General features: G+C 33.1%; 25 protein-coding genes. All 25 read right to left on the bottom strand.

The window, feature by feature from the left end:
* Positions 1-2: 2 nt before the first annotated feature.
* Positions 3-224 (bottom strand): tail protein X, encoded by a 222-nt coding sequence (locus AXF11_RS02590; RefSeq protein ID WP_068154663.1) that lies wholly within the window; start codon positions 222-224, stop codon positions 3-5.
* The gene (locus tag AXF11_RS02585; protein ID WP_068154662.1) at positions 224-3,289 is read right to left on the bottom strand and encodes a phage tail tape measure protein; all 3,066 of its coding nucleotides are present in this window, start codon (positions 3,287-3,289) and stop codon (positions 224-226) included. Before AXF11_RS02585 ends, AXF11_RS02590 begins: the two co-directional genes overlap by 1 nt.
* Complete coding sequence (locus AXF11_RS02580; RefSeq protein WP_068154660.1) at positions 3,268-3,543, bottom strand: hypothetical protein; 276 nt, start codon at positions 3,541-3,543, stop codon at positions 3,268-3,270. Before AXF11_RS02580 ends, AXF11_RS02585 begins: the two co-directional genes overlap by 22 nt.
* Before the next feature lie 26 nt (positions 3,544-3,569).
* Positions 3,570-3,725: a hypothetical protein gene (locus tag AXF11_RS10550; RefSeq protein ID WP_156440368.1), complete on the bottom strand. Its 156-nt coding sequence runs from the start codon at positions 3,723-3,725 to the stop codon at positions 3,570-3,572.
* Positions 3,726-3,742: 17 nt separating this feature from the next.
* Positions 3,743-4,072: a hypothetical protein gene (locus tag AXF11_RS02575; protein WP_068154658.1), complete on the bottom strand. Its 330-nt coding sequence runs from the start codon at positions 4,070-4,072 to the stop codon at positions 3,743-3,745.
* Positions 4,073-4,082: 10 nt separating this feature from the next.
* Positions 4,083-4,610, bottom strand: coding sequence for a phage major tail tube protein (locus AXF11_RS02570; RefSeq protein WP_068154656.1), 528 nt, complete (start codon positions 4,608-4,610; stop codon positions 4,083-4,085).
* An 11-nt stretch (positions 4,611-4,621) separates the two neighbouring features.
* Positions 4,622-6,067: a phage tail sheath protein gene (locus AXF11_RS02565; protein WP_068154654.1), complete on the bottom strand. Its 1,446-nt coding sequence runs from the start codon at positions 6,065-6,067 to the stop codon at positions 4,622-4,624.
* Positions 6,067-6,306, bottom strand: a complete 240-nt coding sequence (locus AXF11_RS02560) for a hypothetical protein (protein WP_068154653.1) — start codon at positions 6,304-6,306, stop codon at positions 6,067-6,069. Before AXF11_RS02560 ends, AXF11_RS02565 begins: the two co-directional genes overlap by 1 nt.
* Positions 6,306-6,752 carry a hypothetical protein gene (locus tag AXF11_RS02555; protein ID WP_068154652.1) on the bottom strand — a complete coding sequence of 149 codons (447 nt, stop codon included), beginning with the start codon at positions 6,750-6,752 and terminating at the stop codon, positions 6,306-6,308. The genes AXF11_RS02560 and AXF11_RS02555 overlap by 1 nt, the downstream gene beginning before the upstream one ends.
* Before the next feature lie 15 nt (positions 6,753-6,767).
* Complete coding sequence (locus AXF11_RS02550) at positions 6,768-7,319, bottom strand: phage tail protein (RefSeq protein WP_068154651.1); 552 nt, start codon at positions 7,317-7,319, stop codon at positions 6,768-6,770.
* A 12-nt stretch (positions 7,320-7,331) separates the two neighbouring features.
* Entirely contained in the window at positions 7,332-7,661 is a 330-nt protein-coding gene (locus tag AXF11_RS02545) for a hypothetical protein (protein WP_068154650.1), read from the bottom strand.
* 9 nt (positions 7,662-7,670) lie between these two features.
* Positions 7,671-7,889, bottom strand: coding sequence for a hypothetical protein (locus AXF11_RS02540; RefSeq protein ID WP_068154648.1), 219 nt, complete (start codon positions 7,887-7,889; stop codon positions 7,671-7,673).
* Between the two features lie 10 nt (positions 7,890-7,899).
* Entirely contained in the window at positions 7,900-8,940 is a 1,041-nt protein-coding gene (locus AXF11_RS02535) for a major capsid protein (RefSeq protein ID WP_068154645.1), read from the bottom strand.
* Positions 8,941-8,942: 2 nt separating this feature from the next.
* Positions 8,943-9,272: a hypothetical protein gene (locus AXF11_RS02530; RefSeq protein WP_068154643.1), complete on the bottom strand. Its 330-nt coding sequence runs from the start codon at positions 9,270-9,272 to the stop codon at positions 8,943-8,945.
* Positions 9,273-9,274: 2 nt separating this feature from the next.
* Positions 9,275-10,324 (bottom strand): head maturation protease, ClpP-related, encoded by a 1,050-nt coding sequence (locus tag AXF11_RS02525; RefSeq protein WP_231724738.1) that lies wholly within the window; start codon positions 10,322-10,324, stop codon positions 9,275-9,277.
* On the bottom strand, positions 10,278-11,855 hold the full coding sequence (locus tag AXF11_RS02520; protein ID WP_068154640.1) for a phage portal protein: 1,578 nt from the start codon (positions 11,853-11,855) through the stop codon (positions 10,278-10,280). Before AXF11_RS02520 ends, AXF11_RS02525 begins: the two co-directional genes overlap by 47 nt.
* 20 nt (positions 11,856-11,875) lie before the next feature.
* Positions 11,876-12,097, bottom strand: coding sequence for a DUF6148 family protein (locus AXF11_RS02515; RefSeq protein WP_231724737.1), 222 nt, complete (start codon positions 12,095-12,097; stop codon positions 11,876-11,878).
* Between the two features lie 10 nt (positions 12,098-12,107).
* Positions 12,108-13,958 (bottom strand): phage terminase large subunit family protein, encoded by a 1,851-nt coding sequence (locus tag AXF11_RS02510; RefSeq protein ID WP_231724736.1) that lies wholly within the window; start codon positions 13,956-13,958, stop codon positions 12,108-12,110.
* The gene (locus tag AXF11_RS02505; protein ID WP_068158158.1) at positions 13,918-14,490 is read right to left on the bottom strand and encodes a MerR family transcriptional regulator; all 573 of its coding nucleotides are present in this window, start codon (positions 14,488-14,490) and stop codon (positions 13,918-13,920) included. The genes AXF11_RS02510 and AXF11_RS02505 overlap by 41 nt, the downstream gene beginning before the upstream one ends.
* Before the next feature lie 173 nt (positions 14,491-14,663).
* Positions 14,664-14,963 (bottom strand): hypothetical protein, encoded by a 300-nt coding sequence (locus AXF11_RS02500; protein WP_068154636.1) that lies wholly within the window; start codon positions 14,961-14,963, stop codon positions 14,664-14,666.
* 1 nt (position 14,964) lies between these two features.
* Positions 14,965-15,237 carry a hypothetical protein gene (locus tag AXF11_RS02495; RefSeq protein WP_068154634.1) on the bottom strand — a complete coding sequence of 91 codons (273 nt, stop codon included), beginning with the start codon at positions 15,235-15,237 and terminating at the stop codon, positions 14,965-14,967.
* A 114-nt stretch (positions 15,238-15,351) separates the two neighbouring features.
* Positions 15,352-15,543, bottom strand: coding sequence for a hypothetical protein (locus tag AXF11_RS02490; protein WP_068154633.1), 192 nt, complete (start codon positions 15,541-15,543; stop codon positions 15,352-15,354).
* A gap of 47 nt (positions 15,544-15,590) precedes the next feature.
* Positions 15,591-15,812, bottom strand: a complete 222-nt coding sequence (locus tag AXF11_RS02485) for a hypothetical protein (RefSeq protein WP_068154632.1) — start codon at positions 15,810-15,812, stop codon at positions 15,591-15,593.
* Positions 15,812-16,573: a putative HNHc nuclease gene (locus AXF11_RS02480; RefSeq protein WP_068154629.1), complete on the bottom strand. Its 762-nt coding sequence runs from the start codon at positions 16,571-16,573 to the stop codon at positions 15,812-15,814. Before AXF11_RS02480 ends, AXF11_RS02485 begins: the two co-directional genes overlap by 1 nt.
* Complete coding sequence (locus AXF11_RS02475) at positions 16,545-16,733, bottom strand: hypothetical protein (RefSeq protein WP_068154628.1); 189 nt, start codon at positions 16,731-16,733, stop codon at positions 16,545-16,547. Before AXF11_RS02475 ends, AXF11_RS02480 begins: the two co-directional genes overlap by 29 nt.
* Positions 16,734-16,802 lie beyond the last annotated feature (69 nt).

Raw genomic sequence — 16,802 nt, 5'->3', positions numbered from 1 at the left:
TCCTATTCACCTCTCTTCCACGGTGGCAAACTTGTATCATTATCACTTTCTTCAGCAATTTCAGGAATGATAATTGGAACATTTGCGTCAAAGACGGCGATGTCAATTAAAGCTAAATTACTTCTTATAAGGTCATGATAGTAGCCTTCGCTTCCATAAACTCTATAAGCTATCAAGTCCCAAGTGTCACCGCTTTGTGTCCTGTAAACTCTAACATTTGCCATTATCCAAACGCCGTCCTTTCTTTTTTGTTTTTAGCTTTCGCCAATGCTCTCATTACTGCTTTCTCAATTACACTTGTATCAGCATTCCCGTTTACTGTTATGCTAATATTGATAACATCTCCACTGCTTGAACCTTCGTTGCTTCTAAGTCCTGACATTCTCTCTTTTAGTCCACTAATCTTATCTCTAAAACTATTTTTAGTTTCACGATTATTCAAAATTTGAGTACCACGAGGTAAATTCAATAACATTTCGTGTTCTGCCAAGAAAGCTGGTTTGCCAGGCATTTGAATTAATTCAGCTCCACGTTCTGCTACTGTTGTAAGTCCTCCGCTCCAATAGTTAGTTCCCGCCGCATTTTTTCCAATTCCTAAAAGCCCTCCAACTGCTCCAAGTCCTTTTGAAACCATATTTTTCAATCCGTTCCATTTATCCGTGAAAAATTTTACAACACCACTAATTGCACTTTTCAATCCAGAAGCAACCGCATCAAAAGCAGACTTAATAGCGTTCCATACTCCAATTGCAGCTCCTTTTATTCCTTCCCAAGTTGATTTAAAAAATGAACCTACTGCTGTTATTCCACTTTTTAGAGCATTCCATAATGCTAATGCTGTTGATTTGATAGCATTCCATACAGCTTTGGCAACTGTACCAATTACTTTAAAAATTGTTTTCCAAACATTTACATATGCTCTAATATAAGCTGATATTCCAGCCATTACAACTTTTACAACTACTTTTATTCCGTTCCAAATAGCTTTAAATACAATACCTATTCCTTTAAATATAGCTTTCCAAATAGCAACGTACACTCTTATATAAGCTGCAATACCTGAAATAACAGCCATTACAACTGGCTTAATACCTTGCCAAACCTGTTTTATGAAATTACCTACTGCTCTAAAAGCTGCATTTACACCATTTCTAAACCACGAACATTTGTTATAAAGCACAACTAATATCACAACAACAGCAACTATTGCAGCAATAATAAATCCAACTGGATTTGCCATAAAAGCAACTTTCAAAGCCACTCCAACTGCTCTTACTGCTCCAATAGCTTTCTGCGCTCCTGTTGCTAAAAGCTGCATTCCTTTAGCTGCTCCTTGAACTGCCATTCCACCAACAGCCTTTGCTCCTGAACCAATTGCTTTTGCACCTTTTATAGCACCACTTCCAACAAATTTAGCACCTTTGACTATTCCGCTACCCGCTATTTTTGCAACTTTTCCTGTTGCTTGCACTCCTTTCACTAATCCTTTTCCAAGTACTTTTCCTACTTTTAAACCAGATTGTCCTAATTTCTTTAGCCCACTGCCAATTTTAGAAATTGTTGGAAATGCTGTTTTAAATCCTTCCGCAAAACTTCCTGCTGCTTTAAATTTATCAAAAATCAACATTCCTTTTGATATCCCACTAAAAACTGGGGCAAATCCTTTCGCCAAACCGCCAATCCCTATTTTAAACGCCGCAAATCCAGCTATAGCTTTTAAAATATTTGCAGTTAATTGCGGATGTTTTTGTATTAACTGAGAAAATTTCTTAATTAACGGACCAATAGAATTTGCAACTTGAACTAAACTTGGTCCTAATGCCGAACCTAAATCTACTCCCATATTTACAATTCTGTTTTTTAAAGTATTAAAAGAGTTCCCCATTGTTTTCAATCTTTGGTTATATTCTGCATCAACACTCCCCGATGTTTTCATCTTATCATGAGCATTCTTTATGTTTGTCCCAACTTCGTCAATATGTTTTGCTAACTCAGATGCTGATTGAATAGATTCTTTACCGAACAAATCTTTAAGTGTCGCAGCTTGAACATCCTTGGGAAGTTTTTTTATCCTTTGAAAAACATCAATTAATGTACCTTCTCCATCTTTCGTCATTCTTTTTGCCACATCTTCTGCATCTAATCCTAACGATTTAAAAGCTGCCGCTTGTTTTTTAGTTGCTGATGTTCCAGCCATTAATCCTAATGAAATATTTTTTAAGCCAGTTGCTGCCACTTCTGAAGGTACTCCAACTGATACTAAACTTGCTCCTAATGCTGCAACTCCTTCTTTAGAAATACCAGCCATTCCACCTAATCCAGCAACTCTGCTTGAAATATCAGCAATTTCTGGAGCTGTTGCCGCTACATTATTTGCCAAATAGTTGATTACGTTAGCATATTCCATTACTCCATTTTGGTCTAAATTAAGTTGTGCTCTAGTTTTTGCTAAAAAGTTCCCAGCCGCTTCGGTATTCATGTCAAACGCAACTTTAATCTTAGCCGCATCTTTAGTATATCTTTCTAATTCATCTGTTTTTATTCCTGCTTGAGCTCCTGCTCCTGCAATTTGAAATAATTCTACTTGAGATAGCGGACTGTTTTCACTAAAGTTCCTCATCGCTTTGTAAAACCCAGTTTCCATTTGTTTTGAACTAAAATCAGCAACTTTTTTTAAGTCTGCTTGAGCATTTTCCAAATCAACTGCTAATTTAACAGGAACTGCCAAAGCTCCAGCCATTCCCATACCTTGCATTATTTGCTTATCCCCAAAGTCTTTCATTTTCCCAACAGTTTCTTGTCTAGCTTCATATCTTTTTTGAGCTTCTTTCAGTTTGTTCATTTTCTCGATTTCTTTTTCAACTTCCTGAACCTTGCTCCTATAGTTAGATAAACTAGCACCTTCCGCTTCTATCTTACTTCTTGCAGCTTCAAATACATGTTGCTGTCGTTCTTTTTGTTTGTTCAATTTTCCAACATTTTTTTCTGCCTGTTCTATTTCCTTAGCCAGTTGTTTATTACTGCTTCCGGTCCTTTCATATTCGGCTTTCAATTTTTGTAAATGTTCAGCAGCTTTTTTATACTCCGAATTAATTTTATTTAATCCTTCACGAGCCTTGTCCATATTTTGAAACGCTTTTTGTGCTTTCTCCATACTTTTGATTTGTTTTTCAAATTCTTTGACAGATTTTGTCGTGTTTTTCAAAGCGTTTGCAACTTGGCTCATTCCATTGATAGCACTAGCTACTGCCGCACCCAGAACTATGTTCAGCTCCAAATTTTTTGCCACAATTTACCTCCTTTTCTCTCAAACATGGTATAATATATTAAATAAATCAAAGAGGTGATTTTTATGAAAATTAATAAATCAGATAAAAAATATACTCCGCTAGAAATAACTTTAATAATATTATTTGGTCTAGTTGTATCTATTCCGTCATTATTTTTCCTTTTTATATTTCTATCATTTATGTTTACCATAAGTCCTGTAATTACAGTCATAGCTCTTATTGTAGTTCTGTTTAAATTTTTATCAATTTTCATTGGTGGGGATGACTAATCCCCATTTTTTATTCACTTTCTTCTTGTCTTATCTTTTCTTCCTCAATCAGTTTATTAGCTCTTGCTATCCAGTAATCCAGCTCATCAAATGTGCATTTCATAAGCGTTTCATAACTGATATTCATTTTAAAATAGTTAAGTCCGCTCAATAAATCTGTAATCAAGTCTAAAAAGTCATCCGTTATGCTTCCGTTGGAGCTTTCTCGTCCTTGTCTTCGTCCGTTCCCCAACCTTTTACTAAAAAATTCTTAGTTTGGTTTACCACTTTTAAAAAGTCTTCAGCACCTAAAGTCATCAAATGTCCATATTTGATACCTGATGCTCTTTCAGCCACAGTCAAAGCCCAAGCGTCATCAAAATCTTTAAAGTTTTCAGCGTTGGATTTCATTCTTGACTTATAGTCTTTTCCACATTCCAATAAATCTGCTCCTGTTAAATTATCCAGTTTTAAATCTATTTCTTTATATTTTTTACTTCCTAACTCGTATTCTTTCGTTAATTTTATAATCATTCTATTCCTCCTAAATATGTCCTAATAATTGTCTTATGATATTGTTAAAACTTCCATTTACATTTGAAATTCCGTTCAATACATCAATTTCAATGATTGTTTTACCATTTATCGTTAATTTATAATAAGTAATACTCAAATCAAACGAACCTTCAAATTTTTTACCATTTTCAACTTTTGGACCATCAAATTTTGTGATAAATCCCTTTAATGTTGCATCTGCACCAGTTATTTTTGGTGAGTGCGTCATTCTATCTAACTGTTGCAAAGCTCCCAAGCACTCTAGTGTGATTGAGTCATTATTATTAAAATTTAATAATGTTTCGTTCATACTATCCATTTTTACTTTTGCTGACATTTTTTTGTAATGCCCAATTAGCGGTGCTTCAAATTCCGCAGCCATTCCAAACTGTTCAGTTGTTATTGTTGCGGACTCAACGTTTGGAAGTTCTACTACTCCAACTCCTTCTAATGCGTTTGAACCATTGACATAAAGGTCAGCGTCAACGATTCCTAAAGGCAGTTTCTTTTTAGCCATTCTTTATCCTCCTATTTTCCTAAACTGTTTGCAAACTCAGTTAATGCGTCTACATCATATTTTTTCTTAAATGTTGCCGATTTCATACCTGGAATTACTCCTAACTTAATAACCCAAGTTATATCACCATTCATAACATTAATAGCGTCGTTATCCTCGCTTGATAAAGTCGCACTCGCACTTAACAAATCATTTCTAGCCACAATAGCATTCAATCTAATATTCATTGATTTTGTTACTGTTTCAGCTAATTTTTTAGAGAATGTTTTATCCACTTTATCAAAAAGACTTATAACTAGTTCATTCCCGACATATTTAAACATTCTACGAGTGTTTATAAATTTGTCCTTTGGATCTGTTGCCATCGGATTAAGTGCAGTTTCAGACCCCCAGCAACGCCAACCTTTGAAATTGATAGCTGTAACTACTCCATTTTTATTTAAAAAGTTAGCCTGTTGTTCTTTATCTAAAATTATTTCCTCTAATTTTCCATTTGAATTTTTCCAATATAAACTGTCACATTTATATGCGAAGTTAGACGGCACCTGTGAAGGCACACCACTCTTCTCGTCGTCTACTAGCAACGACAAAGCAGCATACTGAATAGACTGAATATATTTCTTACCAGCTAATCCTAATGTTCCATACAACACAATTTGGTCATTTCCGTTAATATTATTATCATCTTTCCATTTTGGGATTTGGTCATAAGGCTTGTCTATCGGTGCATTAATCAATGCAACCGCTTCAAACATATTCCCATTTATGTTTTTAGCTTTTGTTTGCATAATCGCTGCAACTTCACTATCACTTGAAAAATCTGGAATATCAATGAAAGCTGGTAATTCCGAATATTTTAAATAAACTTCATCTAATAATTCTAATCCAGTTCTTTTCATTGTTGAAATATCATATCCACCTAAAGCCTGTGCTTTCGTTACTTTTGACAAGTCAATTTCTTCATATTCAATATCAATTTTAGTCCCATTCGATGGTTTAGCATATATTTCAAGCCCTTCGTTCGTCCACATCGTTACAGCGTCTGAAATAACTTGTGATGTTGCATTTTCTTTAACTACTAATGTATCTGTTATAAGTTTGTGATTTGGAATAACAACTTTACCATTTGTTAAACTCAAATCATTTTGAGTCTTTTTAGCTGTTTTGTGCTTTTCAAGATCCAAGATATTCACAACATAAAGCGGTGCTACTTTATACAACTCGAAAAATACTTTTATCGCTTGTGAAATTGAAAAATCCAAGTCGTAAGTATCTCCAAAATACTGAATAGCTTCTTTATAAGTTCCTAATCTTACAATCTCATTCACTCTTCTGTTTTCTTTTTTTACTTTATTAATCGGTGCAGTCCCTACGATAAAATGTCCATAATCAAGCACTATTGGCAGTGATATATCACTCGATGTCTCAGTTTGATAAGTTCCGTGTTTATACCCCATTATTCAACCTCCTCCCTTATTTGGTCTTTAATTTGCTGTGTTACCGTTTCAAGCAATTTTTCATTTTGTAATGCTTCACTAGCTCGATTAACATCCACTAAAGTTCTTTTCAAAAGCGGATATTTCTCAAATTTTTCTTCAATCACTTCATTACTGTAGTAAATAACACCTTTTGTAAATCTAATATCTTTAAATTCAAGCGTATCTCCTAAATAAATATATTGCTTTTTATCTTCCATTATTCCTCCTTCAAAATTTCAGACTCAACAGGATAATCCCAAACTGTAAATGTAATTCTTGAAAATATAAAATCTCCAAACTCGTCACTATATAAATCGCACTTAAATTCTTTATCTTCCCGTATTGCCCATCCTCTTTCATCATAAACTTTAGTTAAAAGTTTGCTTCTAATTTCTTCACCTTTGTAAAGATTATCAATATAATCTTCATTTTTAGTACCAACTATTATTTCAAAAGTAGCATCGCAATCATAACTATCCATTCCTTCTGTAACTTGCCTAGAACTCAAAGCTCTTAATGTCACACAAGGGAAAAACGGCTTTTTCTGTCCTGTATTTTTGTCAATTTCGCCGTATCTCCTAACTGGCAACGCTCCTCGAAATATCTGATAATCAGTATCTTTAAATTCTTCACACAAAAAGTCATATAAACTTTTTTCAATCACTTTAATGCTCATAAATTACATTGACAAGAGCCTATTCAACTCATGTTCAAACCTTTCATTTAACTTTTGAGACATAAATTCATCGAGATCAGGTAACCACGTTGTAGGTCCTAACATTTGCGGAGCAGACGGTCCATATTTTCTTTTGATTGGCAATCGTCCACTTCCTTCTCTTTCAAATGCCCCTAAATGACCGTCTTTATATGCTATAAATGTTTTATCATTAAGCATTATTCCGTTACCATTCTTTACCGTAGCCGTTACTGATGTTCTTCCTGTTCTCACACTAGGATTCAATTGAAAATGGTCTAATCCCAAATAACCTCCATTAGAATTAATTTCAGCCATAAGCTTACCGGGATTAGCCCTTTTCATAGTCAATCCGCTTAATAAATCCCCATATTTAACCGTATAGGTCTTAGTTGCATTTCTAACCATACGAGTTTTACTCATAGTTGAAACCCTGTTCAAAGCACTTGCTAAAGCCCTTGGAGCTTGTTGTGGAAATTCAACGAACTTATTCTCAATATCATTAAGGACACTTTCATCAAATTGAATTGTAAACATCTAAATCAACTCCTAATAATCAGTGTATCTATACAAATCAAGTTCATACATACCAAAGTTTTCTTTACAGTTTGCAACTATCCATTCTTTATTGTCAAAATCTATCCTCACATTGCCTTCAGGCTTATACTTCAAATATTTTTTGTCAATAAACACCGTAATCCCTTCCTTGTAAAATCCACTTTCTATTGTTAATTTTCCACTAATTTCCTTTTCCTGAAAACTGTCCTCATCTGTCACACAAATAACATCAGTGCCGTTCAAATTATGTGTTTCACCAAACTCTTCTGAATTTAAAAATGTATTTTGTATATCGTTTTCTAAAATATCTTTAAAATTCATGTTTTTTACCTATTTTTTCTTATTTTTATCTGATTTAGATTCAGAATCTGACACTCCTGTTTCTTCAGGAATGTCATTTGTGTCTGCTTCTTTATTGTCTTTTTTCTCTATCAGTCCTCTATCGATACAATTTTCAATCACATCTTTTTCCAGTATTTGAACTTCTTCACCGATATTTTGTATTTTCCCACCATAAATAAACGATTCTTTAACTATATACGCTGTCATCAACCATCACCTACTTAACTTTTAGAACTTTCAATGATTTTGTGTTCAAAGGAATTGTTACTGGTTTTGACATTGTACGGATTGTGATAGTATCGTTTTCTTCCTTTGTGTGAGTTCTAGGAATCAAATCCCCTTCCAAAAGTCCATCATTAATTGTACTTACAGCTCCAAATTTTACTAAATTGCCTTTCGGTGCAAATAAAGCTGTATAGTCTGGAATAATTGCTTTTGTTTTAGTTTGTTTTGTAGCTTCATCCACATAATCGTAATATTCCTGATATTCAAAAACATCAATTCCTAATCCAGTCAATGTACCAATATAATTCGCACCATTTACACCCTCAACTTCAGGTCTTATGTCCCCAAAATAAGCATTTCTAAGATTCATCATATTTTGTACAGCTTTATTATTAATAAATAATTCCGCTGCCAACGGATCAAGAATTATTGCTTCTGGTCTAGTTCCTCCAGCTTTATTAATTTCGCTTAATACAGCCTTTATATCTTTAATTGGGTCAGAATTAGCATTGTCCCAAGTTGAAGCAACGGTTGTATGATGTTCCGTAGAAGAGTTATCATAATATTTGATTGTGTCTGATATTCCTTCTCCGTCGATTGTAGTTTGTAATTTATATAATGTTTCAGCTGCCATCGCTTCCCAACGTCTTGCAATCTGTTCGCTTTGTTCCTGCAAAGTTTCAGCAATTTTTTTCTGTCTTTTTGTATCAGGATCACTTTGTGAAAACGGATTTTCTCCTGGCAATCTTTCAAAGGTCAGTTCATCTGCATGAAACGTCTTTTTAGGAGCCACTGCATACGGTTTGAATGTTCTTCCTGAAAATGTATCTTTTGGCATTTCCTCTCCGTCAACATATCTATCGACAAATGGAGCCATCAATCTTCTACCATTTTTAAATTCAATAGTTACTGTTTCAGTATCCAAATTTTCTCTGTTTCCAAAAAACGTATCAAATAAAAATGTTCTCGGTCTCGGCATTGCCTCTGTTACTAAAAATAATGTTCTTAAACTCAAATCTAAATTCATGCTCATTGTTATTCCTTACCTCCTAATGTTCTTAAATAAATATTTCTGTCGCTGCATAACTCAATTACTTTTTCTTTTGTCGCTGTACCGAAGTTTACTTTTTCAATATTAAATTCTCCTTCAGTATAAACAGTTGTTTTCGTAGTAGCTCCAGTTGCATCGGCATCTCTTGTAACAATTCCAAACACTTTTCCAGTATCAGTTATTATTGCACCATCTTTATCCACAATATCCCCTCTTTTCACAGTTTTTCCAACCTGTAAAACAAGTTCTGCTACAACCAGTTCCTTTTTCCCAACAATCAAATGATCTGGCTCATTTGTATAATCATATTTCATATTTATTTACCACCTTTCTTAAAAAATGCTAAAATTTTATTTGCTGCTTTTTGCTCATCATTAACCCCATCATCATTACCTTTCGGCGTATTGTTAAGTGGTTTTCCTTCATCTTGTATTCTGTTAAGTTTATTTTGATTTTCCTGTTTCATTAAACTTACAATTTCCAATGCTAAATCTCTAGCATTTTTAGGCTCTTCAAATTTAGCTTTATCAACTACTTCGTGGTTATATCCTAAATTCTCAATTTCCTGTATCCTTGTTCTTTCTTCCTTTACTCCAATTTCTTTTCCTTCATTTACAATTTCGGCATAAATGTTAGGAAATTGTGCTTTTATTTCATCTTTTGTCATTTTTCCACTTCCTTTTCCATTATTTTTTATATTTTTATCAACATTAAAGTTTTTAAACTCCGCCATATTAAATACCATATTATTAGAAATTACCTTATTTTCAACTACTTGAATATCTGTATTTTCGGTTATTTCGTCAATAAATCCATATTTCAATGCTTCTTCGGCGTTTAACCAAGTTTCGTTGTCCATTAATTCTGATAATTTCTCTTTATCAATATTAACCTTTTGTAAATAGGTTTCCGTTATTGAATTTTTGTATTTCTCAAGCACATCTGCCTGTTTTCTCATCTCTTCTGAATCCCCCATTGCAATTGTTGAAGGATTGTGTATCATAAACAAAGCATTTTTAGGCATTCTAACTGTATCTCCAGCACATGTGATTAAAGTGGCTGCACTTGCTGCAATACCGTCAATATTTACAGTTACTTTAGCTTTGTGTCTTCTCAAAGCGTTACTAATTGCAATAGCAGTGTCAACTACTCCGCCGTTTGAATTAATATAAACGTCAATATTTTCTACATCTAAGCCAGCCAAATATTCCGTTACTTCTTTAGCACTTACCGTATCTCCCCAAAAACTTTCAGCTATATCTCCATAAAGCATTAATTCAGCACTTTTATCATCATTTTTGACTAAATTCCATATAGTTTTATTCCTCTGGTTCATCGTTTGGTGGTTCGGTATAGATTGTCCCATCCAAAATCACTCCTTTCTCATTTGCTATTTTTTGTTCTTTTGCCAGTATTTTTATATTTTGCTCAAAATCTCCTCCATTTAATTCGATAGTTTCACGGCTTCTTGTGGATAATCCAGCATTTATTCTCAAAATTGCCGCATTAACCTCTTTTATAGGATCTAACTGTCCTTGTGAAGTTCCACTCCAAATTGCATTACTGTATGCTTTTCTAATCAAAATGTCATTTTCAAAATCTTTTATTTCTATTCTTCCAAGCAAAACAGCCTCTCTTAGCCACTCTTCATAAATAAGTTGACAAAAATTTTTTGCAAACCATTCACGCTTTTTTCTAAAAGTCTTCCACGCTTCTAATAAAGCTGCTCTACTCGCCGAATAACTACTTGTAAAGTGCATTATCATAAGTTCATAAGGAATGCCCAAGCTGCTTCCAATTTGCCGTATTATAGCTGTCATAAATGGGTCAAATTGTGCATTAGGTCTTGCTGGATTTACTGATGTAGCTTTTTCGCCTTTGTTAAGAGATACTATTGCACCGCTTGAAAGTTCCAGCGTTCCAGATTCTTCATTTGCTATGGCATCTTTTTGTCCGACGTTCGATAAATCCCCTGGATTTGTTTGAGGTATATCAGCCGATTCAATAAAAATTGTAAACATACTGCTGATGATTGCACTCGTTAATTCTGCATTCGTGTATCTGTCGAGCTGTTTCAAGCTTTCCATTACAGGAGCTAATATCGGTACACCCCTCACCTGTCCTGGACGCTCCGCAGTTGTCAAATGAATTATATTTAACTGATTTTCGCTTCCGTACATCTTTACATATTTATACTGATTCATACCTCTAATTTCATCATTTGGATTATGCTCTTGAATATAATAACCATTAACACGCCCATTTTTGTCCAATTGTACTCCTTGAACAATAGAGGCATCGCTTGTTTTATTGCTTGGAGTATTTACTCTGTCAGGCTCAATTATGGATAATTTCAAGCTATACGGATTTTCTGGAGTTTCAAAATAATTCAAATGAATAAAACATTCTCCATTTAACAATGTTGTTAAGAAAACTAAATCTTGAATTTCATAAAAGTTGAGTAAACCTGTTTGATCTATTTTAGAATTACTCCACAAATTAAATTCTTTTTCAATTTTAGTTTCTAACGTTTCTATCTCATCTTCGGATAAGTTTATAATATCTGAATCAATACTTGATTTTAATTTTAATCCTGAACCAACAGCATTCATTTTCATTGTATTCAAAGCTCCATTAGCTAGAGGTGCTCCCATATACAAGTCTCTGGAACGAGCCACAAGTTTTTCACGGTAGTTATAAATGTCGTTCTTTACTCCACCGAGAGAAGCAAACCATCCTCTCAAAGATTTTTTACGGGTACTTGCTCCATGTTCTCCATAACCTTTATTCATTATTTTTTGATTTTGGTTAAACAGCTTTAGCCTTTCTCTTGCTCCAGCCATTTTTAATGCTTTTTCTGGATTGAATACTCCTACTGCCTTATCAAATAAATTCAATCATTTCCACCTCCTAACTATTACAAATCTCTTATTATAACCTGTACAGACTGTGTACGCCGTCCACTGTTTTGTGCAAGCGTTAAATTATGCTCCCATAATTGTCTAGCTTTTATAATTTCGGTTAAGTCTGCCCTAGTCAGTTCTCTGCTTCCAATTTTATAGCTCTGTCCCAACAATACAGACTTTTCAGCCTCAATATATGAATTTATCATTTCTTTGCAAGTTTCTACACTATACATTTTTACCTCCCTATATTCCGCTACGAATTATTCGCCTACCATTATTTCTTTGTTGTGTCCTAAAATTATTAAGCACATCCGTTGAATACCGTATATTTAAGTTAGGATTCGCTATTCTTAATGCCGCCTGCGCATAATTCCGAATGTCCAAAGGCTCATTTCTTTTATCTCCGATTGTTTTCCACTCGATTTTAGCTTGCCCTTTGCTAAATGTAACAACCTTTATTTCAGAAGTAAGTCCCTTGAAATAAACTTCATCATATCCACGTTTAGGGTCATTTGGATAGTGCATATATTTAGCTCCTGGTTCTGTTACTTTAAGATTGCTCATTATAGTATCCTTTCCAGTATTAACTCCCAACACAAATAAAGAGATTCCTCCTTTATTATTTTTACTAGGTCGTGAAATAAGAGGTCTTCCAGCTTCTCCACTTCCTTTTATTCCAAAAATATTCAACTGTTCTCTTGCTTTTACATACCTGTAAACATCGTCAGTATGATGTCCACCTGTATCAATACAAGTACAAGCAACTCTTATTTTCTCTCCATTCTGATATTCAAAATCTCTCATAAGAAATTCATCCAATGTATTCCATACATACGGCAATGCAGGATTTCCCATAATAACTCTATAATAAATCCCCCAGCTTTCTTCTCCTGGTCCCCATCCAACAATTTCGACTTCAAGCCTATTGTCTTGAACATCCACTCCAGCAGTTAATACAGTAACTTTATCAGGTATTTCAATATCATTTATCGTACCATCTTCTTCGTTTATATATTCTCCATAATTCTCAGCTCTCGCTTGTATTTTTTCAAAATCAAATCTTTCAACTTTTTCTTCCCAACATTCCCCAAGAGCTGTATTTACGAATACTTTCATAAGCTGTTCATCGCCTTTTGCTGCTCTAAATTTACGAATCATGCTAGCCCATTTGGTAAACGGACTATATAACTCTGATACATGAAATCCTCTTGAAATATGTGGGTCTACATCAGGATTGGTACTTCTCCATTCACCTTTAATAAGGTTTCGTTTCCACTCGTACTCTGTTGAAGTTTCCATACATTTCTCACATTTATGTGACACATCTTCAAAAACGATATTTCCCCATTTCAAAGTTTGCATCTCTCCACATTTTGGACAAGGAATATAATACTCGTCTTTTGAGCTATTCTCGTATTCAAGTTCTATCCTGCTCCCACCTTTGATAGTTGGTGTGCTTGTTAAAACTATTTTACTGTTTGGCCAAGTTTTTACCCTTTCAATCGCCAAATTCAATGGGTCTCCATCTTTTTTAGCACTTCGAGGGAAACGGTCAATTTCATCTGCCAATAAAACTCTAATTGGTCTACTTGCTAATTCTGAAGCTGAATTACTCCCGGTTAAAACAATGTATCCGCCTGAAAATTCTTTTTGCCTTTTTGTATCCCTGGCATCAGTACTTTCGATAACTTTGCTCCTAAGTTGTGGTGTCGATTGAATCATGTCATTAAGCCTTGTTGTTGAAAAATCAGCTGCCATATCTTTCGTGGGCATTAAAAACATAATTGGAGAAGGTTCGTAGTCCATAAAATATCCAACTGTATTCATAAGAATTTCTGTTTTTGATAACTGAGCCCCATACATCATCACAACTTTTTCTGTATTTTTATCAGAAATTGCCCTCATTACTTCTCTTTGAAATGGCACTCTGTCAGTTTTCCATTTTCCTGGAATTGCTGAGCTTTTAGTTGATAAAACTCTATACATATCCGCCCAAGTATCAATTGTTAATTTTGGTGGTGGCTTTAAAACCAAAGCAATTTTTTTAAATAATTTAACTGTTCTTTTTAGGTCTTCCTCTAATTCTTTTTTCACTTTCAACTTTCACTTCCATATCTTCCTCGTTTTCTATAAAAATTTTATTATTTTTAAACATATCTGGATCGTATTCACTAAGTTCCTCCAAAACCTCGAATATTTCATCTTGGATGACATCTTGAATTTCCCCAAGATTATCCGCTGCAATTACAGCCGGCGCTACCTTACTAGATATAGAAAGCAGCTTCCCTTTAATATTCATAAGCATATCAGTCATCACTTTTTCGACAATAGTTGCTAAATGTAATTGATTTTTAGTTTCCTTGATTTTTAAATCTTTTAATTCTGTGTCTTTTTTTATTCTCTTTATCTCTTCCTTAATTTTTTCGTCTTTCAAGTCCACATTTGTATCATTTTTATCTACCACATAACTTAAATATCCTTGCACACTTTCAACTAGTAAATATTTCCCGTTGTCGTTTTTCTTTATTACACCTTCTTTAACGAGTCTCTGTATTTGCCTTTCACTCAAACCTATCATTTTTGATAATATTTTTAAACTAACAATCGTTTCATTATCTATCTTCATTTCATTTTTATTTATCCCTTTCCGACACGACATTAAACAAAAAAAAGTCGTCGTACATATTTTTTTCGGGGCTTCGAACCCGTTCGCTCTTTTTCGACCTCTCAGAAGTACCTTTTTAATCAAAATTTTATTTTTTTCTTTGTTTCCACTTTAATATTTACTTGATATACTCACTATTTTGAGTATTTGCTCTCTATTTCTGCTAGCTTATCTCTCAATCCTTTGTCTTCTTCTCTCTTTTTCTTCATCCCCTCTTTGCACCTATCAAGACACTTATCATATATCATTATCTTCAATCCATCTATTTCATTGTTAATATCTTTACTTATATCTTGTAATTTATTTAATAATTCTAAACTTCTTTTTATTCTTTCATTTAAATATTTCTTCAAATTATAATTGATAACCTCAAATGCTATTAACATTACTATGATATAAATAATAAAACCCATTATAGTTATCATAATACCCATTTTATTTTTCCTTTTGTTCTAAAAAATTTTGAATTACTTCTTTTATTTTTTTATATTCGTTAAATAAATACTCTATTTCTTCTTCAGTTAAATAACCATCTTGCATTTCAAATATTAATCCTCTTTTAGAAGTATATGAAAAACACTCATAAGTTTTTGTCCATATTTCAATGCGTTCATCCTCATTTCCTTCATCTTTTACTTCGCAGTCATTCAATGTTTCTTTTTCTATTTTTTCTGCTAATTCTTTAATTTTTTCACATTTAATATACATTTTTATCATCTCTTTCATATAAATTTTGCTATTTTTATACTTAAAAACAAAAAGAGCCACTAAACAAATAGACTATTTCTAATCTATCTATTCAGTGGCTCACTCATCTGAGGTTTATTTGCCCCTATGATATTTTTTTGTTTTATATTCTTTATCTCTTATTTCGCCTTTTTTTATGTATAAAGTAATTTTGATATTATCCTCAAAAGTTTTTGCTGTTTTTAAATCTTGCAATAAATACAAAACTTCTTTCTCCTTTAAAAGCTCATTAATATCCTCTTGTGTAAGTTCTTTTTTTATGTTCAATTTTACCTCCTAATTATACCTTATTTTTTATGTATTTGCAACCTTTTTCACACTCTAATCGCAAAAAACTTTATAATCCAAACCAAGCCGTAAATCACGGATAAAATTACAATCATAGCAATTAAAAGCACTATCAAATTGCTTATGTTGAATTTAAATGTTCTTACTTTATCTTTAAATACGATAACTAATCCATAGATGTATCTTACCAGCATTAAAGTAGCTGTTGCTGTGATTAAAGTGTTTATGATTCTTATTATTATTTCCATTATTCCACCTCCTTAATAATCCCCCTATAATACCCATCTTTAAGCCTTTTTCTAAATAATTTAAAATGATTTTTATAAACTGGTAATAAATCATAAACTAATTGGGGATTCAGATAAACGCCTTCTATATGATACTCCTCTTCAAATTCTTTTAAACTTTTTGAATGTTTTTCAAAATGATGATAGCTGCACAAAGGTAAAAACCTACCGTGTAATCCGTCATCATTTTCATAAGTTCCGACAGTATTTGCTACAGTATCGTAATGATCCAGCTGTATTTCGTTGTACTCATTATGCTCTTTTCCGCAGATACAGCAAACTCTTTTTCTCAAGCAGGCAATCACATATCTTTGTGTTATATTGTCAATTTCCAGTATATGTTTATATCTTTTATCGTGTTTTCCAAGTATATATAAATTTATTTCATTTTCTAGAGCCTGTTCTATTATAAACGCTATAAAATCGCTTGCCGTTTCTATATCACAACTTGCTGTCGAAAACTTTTCTAAATCTTTACTTAATGCAAATTGTTCTTTTTGATATTCTTTCATATCCTGCATTGTCCATCCAAGCTCATCTGCAAACTGTTTTAAAAGCACATGAATTAATCCGTTTTGTGCTTTTGTAAGTTTTTTGATCGGAATAACTCTAATTTTGAGTTTTTTTAAATGCTCTTCAAGACGTTCTTTCAGACCAGGATAAATTTTTTCAACAGCTATTGTTACCACTAACTCATCTTTTAAAATTTGAGCGTCTGCCATTTTTTAATCCTTTCCTTCTTATGAATTTTATATTTTCAAAATATTTCGGATTATACTGACAAAAAAATATTTCACTTTCTGATAAATGTTCACCTTCTCTTAATTTCCTTTTTACAAAACTTATTTTCTTTCTCGTAATTTTATTTATTTTATTTTCCATTTTCCCTCCATTTTAAAACTTTAAAATATAATTTTAGTGTTTTTTCACACTTATGATACATTTTTATCG

This window comes from Leptotrichia sp. oral taxon 847, from assembly GCF_001553645.1.
GTDB lineage: Bacteria > Fusobacteriota > Fusobacteriia > Fusobacteriales > Leptotrichiaceae > Leptotrichia.
The sequence above is the reverse complement of the archived record's forward strand: the minus strand, read 5'-3'. Positions and strand labels throughout refer to the sequence as shown.

Coding starts and splice junctions, on each gene's coding strand:
- AXF11_RS02590 (WP_068154663.1), bottom strand. CDS start 224: ATGGCAAATGTTAGAGTTTACAGGACACAAAGCGGTGACACTTGGGAC.
- AXF11_RS02580 (WP_068154660.1), bottom strand. CDS start 3,543: ATGAAAATTGATAAAAATTTAAACAGAACTACAATAAGAGCTATGACT.
- AXF11_RS02575 (WP_068154658.1), bottom strand. CDS start 4,072: ATGATTATAAAATTAACGAAAGAATACGAGTTAGGAAGTAAAAAATAT.
- AXF11_RS02570 (WP_068154656.1), bottom strand. CDS start 4,610: ATGGCTAAAAAGAAACTGCCTTTAGGAATCGTTGACGCTGACCTTTAT.
- AXF11_RS02565 (WP_068154654.1), bottom strand. CDS start 6,067: ATGGGGTATAAACACGGAACTTATCAAACTGAGACATCGAGTGATATA.
- AXF11_RS02560 (WP_068154653.1), bottom strand. CDS start 6,306: ATGGAAGATAAAAAGCAATATATTTATTTAGGAGATACGCTTGAATTT.
- AXF11_RS02550 (WP_068154651.1), bottom strand. CDS start 7,319: ATGTTTACAATTCAATTTGATGAAAGTGTCCTTAATGATATTGAGAAT.
- AXF11_RS02545 (WP_068154650.1), bottom strand. CDS start 7,661: ATGAATTTTAAAGATATTTTAGAAAACGATATACAAAATACATTTTTA.
- AXF11_RS02540 (WP_068154648.1), bottom strand. CDS start 7,889: ATGACAGCGTATATAGTTAAAGAATCGTTTATTTATGGTGGGAAAATA.
- AXF11_RS02535 (WP_068154645.1), bottom strand. CDS start 8,940: ATGAGCATGAATTTAGATTTGAGTTTAAGAACATTATTTTTAGTAACA.
- AXF11_RS02530 (WP_068154643.1), bottom strand. CDS start 9,272: ATGAAATATGATTATACAAATGAGCCAGATCATTTGATTGTTGGGAAA.
- AXF11_RS02525 (WP_231724738.1), bottom strand. CDS start 10,324: ATGGGACAATCTATACCGAACCACCAAACGATGAACCAGAGGAATAAA.
- AXF11_RS02515 (WP_231724737.1), bottom strand. CDS start 12,097: ATGTATAGTGTAGAAACTTGCAAAGAAATGATAAATTCATATATTGAG.
- AXF11_RS02505 (WP_068158158.1), bottom strand. CDS start 14,490: ATGAAGATAGATAATGAAACGATTGTTAGTTTAAAAATATTATCAAAA.
- AXF11_RS02500 (WP_068154636.1), bottom strand. CDS start 14,963: ATGGGTATTATGATAACTATAATGGGTTTTATTATTTATATCATAGTA.
- AXF11_RS02495 (WP_068154634.1), bottom strand. CDS start 15,237: ATGTATATTAAATGTGAAAAAATTAAAGAATTAGCAGAAAAAATAGAA.
- AXF11_RS02485 (WP_068154632.1), bottom strand. CDS start 15,812: ATGGAAATAATAATAAGAATCATAAACACTTTAATCACAGCAACAGCT.
- AXF11_RS02480 (WP_068154629.1), bottom strand. CDS start 16,573: ATGGCAGACGCTCAAATTTTAAAAGATGAGTTAGTGGTAACAATAGCT.
- AXF11_RS02475 (WP_068154628.1), bottom strand. CDS start 16,733: ATGGAAAATAAAATAAATAAAATTACGAGAAAGAAAATAAGTTTTGTA.